This is a genomic window from Streptomyces sp. NPDC059866, from assembly GCF_042731325.1.
GTDB lineage: Bacteria > Actinomycetota > Actinomycetes > Streptomycetales > Streptomycetaceae > Streptomyces > Streptomyces flavusporus.
The window spans coordinates 1-6,476 of the sequence record NZ_JBHWJT010000097.1 but is presented as its reverse complement, the minus strand read 5'-3'; the positions used below and the strand labels follow the sequence as shown (position 1 = coordinate 6,476).

At 68.4% G+C, this 6,476-nt stretch carries 8 protein-coding genes and 2 pseudogenes; 1 reads left to right on the top strand and 9 read right to left on the bottom strand.

Annotation, left to right across the window (positions count from 1 at the left end):
- Positions 1–338, top strand: a pseudogene (locus tag ACFV7R_RS46430) (IS630 family transposase); the annotation flags it as partial.
- Positions 339–580: 242 nt separating this feature from the next.
- On the opposite strand, the gene ACFV7R_RS46425 reads toward ACFV7R_RS46430, so the two are convergent.
- The 9 genes and pseudogenes from ACFV7R_RS46425 to ACFV7R_RS46385 all read right to left on the bottom strand — a co-directional run bounded on the left by ACFV7R_RS46425 (position 581) and on the right by ACFV7R_RS46385 (position 5,987).
- Entirely contained in the window at positions 581–1,195 is a 615-nt protein-coding gene (locus ACFV7R_RS46425) for a GAF domain-containing protein (RefSeq protein WP_385276686.1), read from the bottom strand.
- A complete protein-coding gene (locus ACFV7R_RS46420) occupies positions 1,158–1,781 on the bottom strand; it encodes an ATP/GTP-binding protein (protein ID WP_385276683.1) in 624 nt (207 codons plus the stop codon). Before ACFV7R_RS46420 ends, ACFV7R_RS46425 begins: the two co-directional genes overlap by 38 nt.
- Positions 1,759–2,145: a DUF742 domain-containing protein gene (locus ACFV7R_RS46415; protein WP_385276680.1), complete on the bottom strand. Its 387-nt coding sequence runs from the start codon at positions 2,143–2,145 to the stop codon at positions 1,759–1,761. The genes ACFV7R_RS46420 and ACFV7R_RS46415 overlap by 23 nt, the downstream gene beginning before the upstream one ends.
- Positions 2,146–2,148: 3 nt before the next feature.
- A complete protein-coding gene (locus ACFV7R_RS46410) occupies positions 2,149–2,547 on the bottom strand; it encodes a roadblock/LC7 domain-containing protein (RefSeq protein WP_385276676.1) in 399 nt (132 codons plus the stop codon).
- A gap of 69 nt (positions 2,548–2,616) precedes the next feature.
- Positions 2,617–4,080 carry a sensor histidine kinase gene (locus ACFV7R_RS46405; protein WP_385276673.1) on the bottom strand — a complete coding sequence of 488 codons (1,464 nt, stop codon included), beginning with the start codon at positions 4,078–4,080 and terminating at the stop codon, positions 2,617–2,619.
- A 165-nt stretch (positions 4,081–4,245) separates the two neighbouring features.
- A pseudogene (locus tag ACFV7R_RS46400) lies at positions 4,246–4,526 on the bottom strand (MFS transporter); the annotation flags it as partial.
- A gap of 34 nt (positions 4,527–4,560) precedes the next feature.
- Entirely contained in the window at positions 4,561–4,830 is a 270-nt protein-coding gene (locus ACFV7R_RS46395; protein ID WP_385276689.1) for a hypothetical protein, read from the bottom strand.
- A 255-nt stretch (positions 4,831–5,085) separates the two neighbouring features.
- On the bottom strand, positions 5,086–5,343 hold the full coding sequence (locus ACFV7R_RS46390; RefSeq protein WP_385276670.1) for a hypothetical protein: 258 nt from the start codon (positions 5,341–5,343) through the stop codon (positions 5,086–5,088).
- Positions 5,344–5,642: 299 nt separating this feature from the next.
- Positions 5,643–5,987, bottom strand: coding sequence for a hypothetical protein (locus ACFV7R_RS46385; protein WP_385276667.1), 345 nt, complete (start codon positions 5,985–5,987; stop codon positions 5,643–5,645).
- Positions 5,988–6,476 lie beyond the last annotated feature (489 nt).

Genomic DNA, 6,476 nt, shown 5'->3' with positions numbered 1-6,476 from the left:
ACGAGGACTTCGTCGTCCAGACGGCCACCACCCGCCCGACCAAGCTCGGCCAGCCCTTCACCCGCTGGTCGATCCGCAAACTCGCCGCCTACCTGCGCAAAGTCCACGGCCGGGTGATCCGTATCGGCCGCGAGGCCTTACGCCGCCTGCTCGCCCGCCGCGGCGTCACCTTCCAGCGCACCAAAACGTGGAAGGAGTCCCCGGACCCGGAACGCGAAGCGAAGCTGGACCGGATCGAGGAGGTCCTGGACCGTTTCCCGGACCGGGTCTTCGCCTTCGATGAGTTCGGCCCGCTCGGGATCCGGCCCACCGGCGGCAACTGCTGGGCTGTCATGGGCCCGTGAACGCCTGGTGGAATGCCGCCCGTCCCATGTGCGCGCGACCAGCCTGCGGTGCCATGCCAGCAGCGTCGCGGGCGTTATCGGCAAGGGAACCGCCGCCCGTGACCAACTTGACCCCCTCATCGGCTCCTGCGTACCCGAGTGCTGGGCGGTGTGATCAGTGAGTCCAAGTATGCGGCTTGACCAGCGGCGATGAGTTTCCGAACGGCACAGGCCGCGTGCGAGTCCGGCAGCGCCGGTCAGCTGCGACGGCGCGCCGACTCCTCGAGCCGCTCGACCAGTTCGGCAGCCATGGCCTTGATGGTTTCCAGCCCCTTACGTCCCCACGGCTGCGGGTCCTGGTCGACTACGCAGATCGTGCCGAGCACCAAGCCGGTGCTGTCTATCAGCGGTGCGCCCAGGTAAGAGTGGACGCCGATCGCGTCGACCACCGGGTTACCGGCGAACCGCGGGAAGTCCCGGATGTCCTCCAGCACCAGCGCCCGGCGGCGCTTGACCACGTGCGGGCAGATGCCCATGTCGATGTCGCGAGGCATGACGCGGCCGGGCACCGGTTCCTCCAGCAACGGCGGTCCCACATGGACCGTGGTGTCCTGCGCGGCGCTGTACAACCCTGCGAAGTACTGGCGGTCGGCGTCGAGGAAGAAGTTGACCCCGGCGTAGCAGCCGCCGGTACGGTTTGCCAGCTCCCGTGCGAAGGCGTCGAGTTCCGCATCCGGACGGGCATCGATGCCCAGCTCGCGCAGCCGCTCGGATCGGGCACGCACCTGTGGGTCCTCCGGAGGGAGGAGCAGATGGCGCAGGGCGATCCCTGACTCAGGCCCGGAGGAGGGGTTGGTCGGTGTCGCTGCCATGGAAACTCCTTGTCGTGATCAGATGCTGAATCAGTTCGAGCAGTACGCGGGTGCCCGAGCTCTGGACGCGGGCGTCGCACAGCACCACCGGCACCTCCTGCCTGAGGTCGAGCGCGGTCCGCACCTCCTCCGCGCGGTAGCGGTGGGCCCCGTCGAACTCGTTGACGGCGACGACGAAGGGGATGCCGCGTCGCTCGAAGAAGTCCACCGCCGCGAAGGAGTGCTCCAGCCTGCGGGTGTCGGCGAGGACCACCGCCCCGAGCGCTCCCTCGGAGAGTTCGTCCCACATGAACCAGAAGCGCTCCTGTCCGGGTGTGCCGAACAAGTACAGGACATGGGACGGACTGAGCGTGATCCGGCCGAAGTCCAAGGCCACCGTGGTGGTGGCCTTGTTCTCCACTCCGTCCAGCCGGTCCGTGGCCGCGCTGACGGTGGTCAGCATCTCCTCGGTGCTCAGCGGCTCGATCTCACTGAGCGCGTTGACGAAGGTGGTCTTTCCCACGCCGAACCCGCCGGCGATCAGCACCTTGATTCCCACCGGCAGGACTTCGGCGGGCAGCGGGTCACAGTCGTTTGAGGAGGCCATCGCGTACCGCTTCCAGGAGGTTTCGATCAGGTCGTGCGTAGTGGCCCGGGGGCGCTGAGGGCGCGTCACCTGCGACCACCGCGCCTCCCTCGGCCAGATCGGACAGCAGCACCTTGACCACGGCGGCGGGCACCTGCATCCGGGCCGCGACCTCGGCGACGCTCACAGGCCGCTCGCACAGCGCCAGCACCTGCGCATGTTCCAGGCCGAAGGCGCCCTGCGTCTGGGCACCAGTGGCCCGCACCATGGTCACGAGCGTGAAGTGGGACGTGGCCCTGGTCCGGCCGTCGCTCACGGTGTAGGGACGGACCAGCCGTCCGGCCGCTTCGTCGATCAGCGGTCCCTCTGGGAGGACCGGCGTCATCGGTTACCCCACCGGGTGCCGGGGCGGCGTGGCCAGGTGCGGGCGCACGCTCTTCACCATCATCCCCATCTCGTAGCCCAGCACCGCCGCGTCCGCCTCGCGTCCGGCCAGCACCGCCAGCACCGCGCCGTGCCCGGCGGTCGAGACGAACAGCAGCGAGGTGCTGAGCTCCGTCACGATCTGTCGCACGTCACCGCCGTCGTCGAAGTGCCGGCCCGCGCTGCGCGCCAATGAGTACAGCCCACTGGCGAGCGCGGCCAACTGGTCCGCAGCGTCCTCGTCGAGCCCCTCCGCTGCCTTCACCAGCCCGTCCGAGGACAGCAACAAGGCGCTTCGGGTGTGCGGCACCCGGTTCACCAGACCCGTCAACAGCCAGGAAAGGTCTTCGCTCGCCACGATCATGTACTCCTCTTCGACAGAAGGAAACGGCTTGCTGGACGGGGCCCCAGCCCTTCAGGGCGGCCTCGGCTATCAGGGCGTCTCCGCTTCCTCGGCCCTGCGTAGTCCGGTCTGGAACGCGGCCATCAGGCCCGGGTCGTGTGCGATGTCCTCGGAAGCACCGGCGCTGCGGACCGGGTGCGGCTGTTCGGCGGCGTGGTCCCGGCGGCGGCGCTGAGGCAGCCGCGGACGGTCGCCCTCGCCGTCGGAGGGCACCGGGGCGGGCTGGGGTTCGGAATCGGACACGCGCGGATCCGCGACAACGGTCGTCGCTGTCGCCCGAGGGTCCGCCGCCTCGGGCTCCACTGGGTCTTGCGGCACCGCGTCAGGGGTCGGAACGGTGTGACGCGCGGGAGCTGCCGGCTGCGGGCCGAGCAGTGCACTGGGCAGCACCATGACGGCCTGAGTGCCGCCGTAGACGTTGCTCTGCAACTGCACGGCGATGTCGTGCCGCTGGGCCAGGACGGAGACCACGTACAGGCCGATCCGGCCGTCCTGCAGCAGCTCACCGAGGGCGACCTTGTCGGGTGCACCCAAAACGGTGTTCATCTGGTTGCGCTCGGCCGGGGACATGCCCAGGCCCCGGTCCTCGACCTCGATCGCCACCCCCGCGGCGACGGGCTCCACCCGCACGTGCACGGTGGTCTGGGGCGGTGAGAAGACCGTCGCGTTCTCCAGCAGCTCGGCCAGCAAATGGACGACGTCGACCACGGCGTGGCCGCTGACCGTTCCATCGATGGGCGGGACCAGCTTGACTCGGGCGTACTGGTCGATCTCGGCGACGGCGGAACGCAGCACGTCGGTCAGGCCGACGGGGCGGGTCCACTGGCGGTGTGTGTTCGCGCCGCCAAGCACGGCCAAGTTCTCGGCGTAGCGGCGGATCCGGGTGGACAGGTGGTCCACCCGGAACAGCCCCTTGAGCAGGTCGGGGTCCTCGACCTCGTTCTCCAGGCTGTCCAGCAGGCCGATCTCGCGGTGCACCAGGGACTCCAGCCGGCGCGCCAGGTTGGCGAACACCTCGAACTGCTCCAGCCGGAAACTGTGTTCCGCACCGACCGCACAGGCGGCGGTCTCCAGCAGGGCTGCCTCCGCCTCGTGCCGGGCCGCAGCGATCTCGAATCCGAGGCGGGAGAGTTCGTCCGGGCCGGTCTGCGGCGGCAGTTCTGGCCGGCGCCGCACAGGGGGCTCCCCGGCCCGCAACCGACGGCACAGCGACTCCAGTTCGGCCCTGCCCTCGGCTGTGGTACGGGTCAGCTCGGCCAGCTCGGCACGGTTTCGATCAGCCGCACGGGACAGCTCCGCCCAGTGCTTGGTGACTGCTCGTGCCTCCGCCGAAGTCCGTATACCCGCGATCCCGGCCGCCATGGTGCCGATGAGGACCACGCCGCCGAACACCGCGCTTTGGTCCGCCCGGTCCAGGTGGCCATCGCGGACCAGCACGGTGGCCACCGCACCGGCCACGGCGACCGCGCCCGGCGGCAACACGGACCACAGCACCAGACGCCGCCTCAAGGACCCGGCTCGCGACTCGGCCGTCACAGGGGAGGGCACAGGCGACGCCAGACGGTCGTCCGGCGGCATGGAAGCATCACGCATAACAGTCCCCGGACAGTGCGACGATCAGGCCGAACGCGCACGCTACCGCGCACCAGGACTCCGGTGTCAGCCCCTGGCGCGCACAGAAATCGAACCGTTGTCCTTAACTTCGCTCCGAAGCGCCCGTCCCAGGCGTGCGAGTGGGGACACGGCCACCAGCACTGGGGACAGCATCATGCCTGCGCCGTCCCAGAAGGCTGGTGCGCAACCCCCACGCCTCCGCGAGGAATCCGCCGAGCAGCGAGCCGAGGGGGGTAAGCCCCCATGCCGACAAATGTGATCGTCGCGACCGCGCGGCCTTGGATCCTGTCCGGAGTGACGGTCTGTCGGTCGGTCACGACCGTGACCGTCGCCGTCGTTCAACGCTGCGGTGCCGATCAATCATTCGGCCTGCTCAGGCGGCATGCTGGTACTCGTGCAGGGTTCCGCCGAGCCGGTCTCGTCGGCGTACCTCAAGGTGCCCGATCTGCTTTGCCACGTTGATCGGCGCGGGCAGTGGGCGCAGCGGCGCGGCTTGTCCCAGGCTCGGTGCGGTCGATGGCAGTTGTAGAAGGTCTCGAACTCGTGGAGCGCGTGCAGAAGGTGACTCTGGTTCCAGATCAAGGTGCAGTCCGGCAGCTCACGTCGGCACGTTTGTATCCAGCGCTCCATGAGGGAGTTCATCCGCGGTATCCGGATGCCGGTGGTGACACCGTTCAGCCCGGCGTCGGCCAGAAGGTCATCGAAAGCGGCCGTGAACTCGAGTCTGACGGTGATGCCTATGGCTTCGTAGAGTGGGCCTTTCTTGTCGGTGTCGGCCGTCTGGATGCGCTGGGCAATGTCTCCAAGGCTGTCAGTGATCTCGCGGATCTGTTGCGCGTCGGGCTTCTTCCGCGCCGCTTCCTTGTTTCTCTGCGCCTCGTTGATTCACTGGGTGACGACGGCTGGGTCGGCTCCGGCTTCGAGGCCTGCTTGGTAGCGGGCGAGTCGTCGCTCGCAGTCCTTGATCGCCTGGCGTGCTTGAGCCTGCTCAGGTGTGTGCGTCACTGCGGTGCTTGCTGCGACGCTTGCGTGAGTGAGCGCTTCGATGGTGCGTGGGTGGGTGAGGTCGGGGTAGAGGGCTTGTTCCTGCTCCTTGAATTCGCAGCGGTGGTAGACGCTGCTGCGGATGGTGGCGGGCTGCATCTTGCGCCCGCACAGGCTGCATCGGACCCGTCCGCGCCGAGCGTAGGGGCGGCCGCCTTGCTTTCCGGCTTGTTCTTGACGGCCCTGGGCGTGGGCCCGCGCTTTACGGATGGTTTCCGCGGTGTCGAAGAGATCGGGGCTGATGATCGTCGTGGGCGGCTTCGCTGGAGCGGATCCACTCTTCGGCGGGGTTATGGATCATGCTGGTGCGGTGACCGAGGTGACGTCGTCGACGTCGAGGAGGCGTTCTTCCTTGCGTTGCTTGTCCCAGACCTCGTAGCCGGTGTATCGGGGATTGATCAGGATGGCGTACGGCGCCCTGCTGCCATGCCGTTTTCGGGCGGTGTAGGTTGCGGGCGGGGTCGGGCTCGCGTTTGTGGATGCGCTGGTCGGCCGCGGCCTTCGACGGGTTGGGGTGGGGGTCCGGCGTCGGCGATCCGGTAGCAGTAGGGTGGTCGTCCGCCGGGGTAGCGGCCCTGGAGTTGGGCCTGGGAGCCCATGGCGGTCCGCAACCGGATCTTGATGCGGTTGCGCTCTTCCTTGTTCATGCCGCCGAAGACGGACATGACCAGGTCGTGGGCCTCGTTGTCCGGGTCGATCGCGCCGCCGACCTCCGGAACCCACAGCGGCACGCGGAAGTACACGAAGACGGGGAAGGTGTTGCCGAACTGGTTGCCGTAGAAGGGCCGTCAGAGCAGCCGCCAGCGCCAGCACCACGAAGTGAAGCCCCCCGTCGGTCGCTCCTCCTGCCCGGCGGCTCGGCGTACGATAACGTGCCCGCTCTCGATGTCCAGTTGGTCGCCCGGGCAGAGGAACAGAGGGCGCTCGAGCTCGAAGCGTCTGCCAGCTTCGAACCTCGCCTCGTCGGGAGCAGCATCCTTGGAGCGACCACGGGCTCGCCTGGGAACGCTATGCCGCGATGATGAGCGACGGGGCCGCGGCCGACCACCGCTTTAGGAGTTCGGTCCTGTTCGGGTCTGGCCTGCGTGAGCCCGTGCGGGTTCGCCGTCCCTGGTTCTTCTTCGGCTCGCTGACTCCGTGGCCGTCCGAGGGCGTTGATGTCAGCTGGTGCTGTCGTACACCTCGTAGAACGCGCGCCATCACATGCTGCGAGGCAGGTCCTTCGTTCTGTG

Coding starts and splice junctions, on each gene's coding strand:
- ACFV7R_RS46410 (WP_385276676.1), bottom strand. CDS start 2,547: ATGATCGTGGCGAGCGAAGACCTTTCCTGGCTGTTGACGGGTCTGGTG.
- ACFV7R_RS46390 (WP_385276670.1), bottom strand. CDS start 5,343: ATGCAGCCCGCCACCATCCGCAGCAGCGTCTACCACCGCTGCGAATTC.
- ACFV7R_RS46420 (WP_385276683.1), bottom strand. CDS start 1,781: ATGGCCTCCTCAAACGACTGTGACCCGCTGCCCGCCGAAGTCCTGCCG.
- ACFV7R_RS46415 (WP_385276680.1), bottom strand. CDS start 2,145: ATGACGCCGGTCCTCCCAGAGGGACCGCTGATCGACGAAGCGGCCGGA.
- ACFV7R_RS46395 (WP_385276689.1), bottom strand. CDS start 4,830: ATGGAGCGCTGGATACAAACGTGCCGACGTGAGCTGCCGGACTGCACC.
- ACFV7R_RS46425 (WP_385276686.1), bottom strand. CDS start 1,195: ATGGCAGCGACACCGACCAACCCCTCCTCCGGGCCTGAGTCAGGGATC.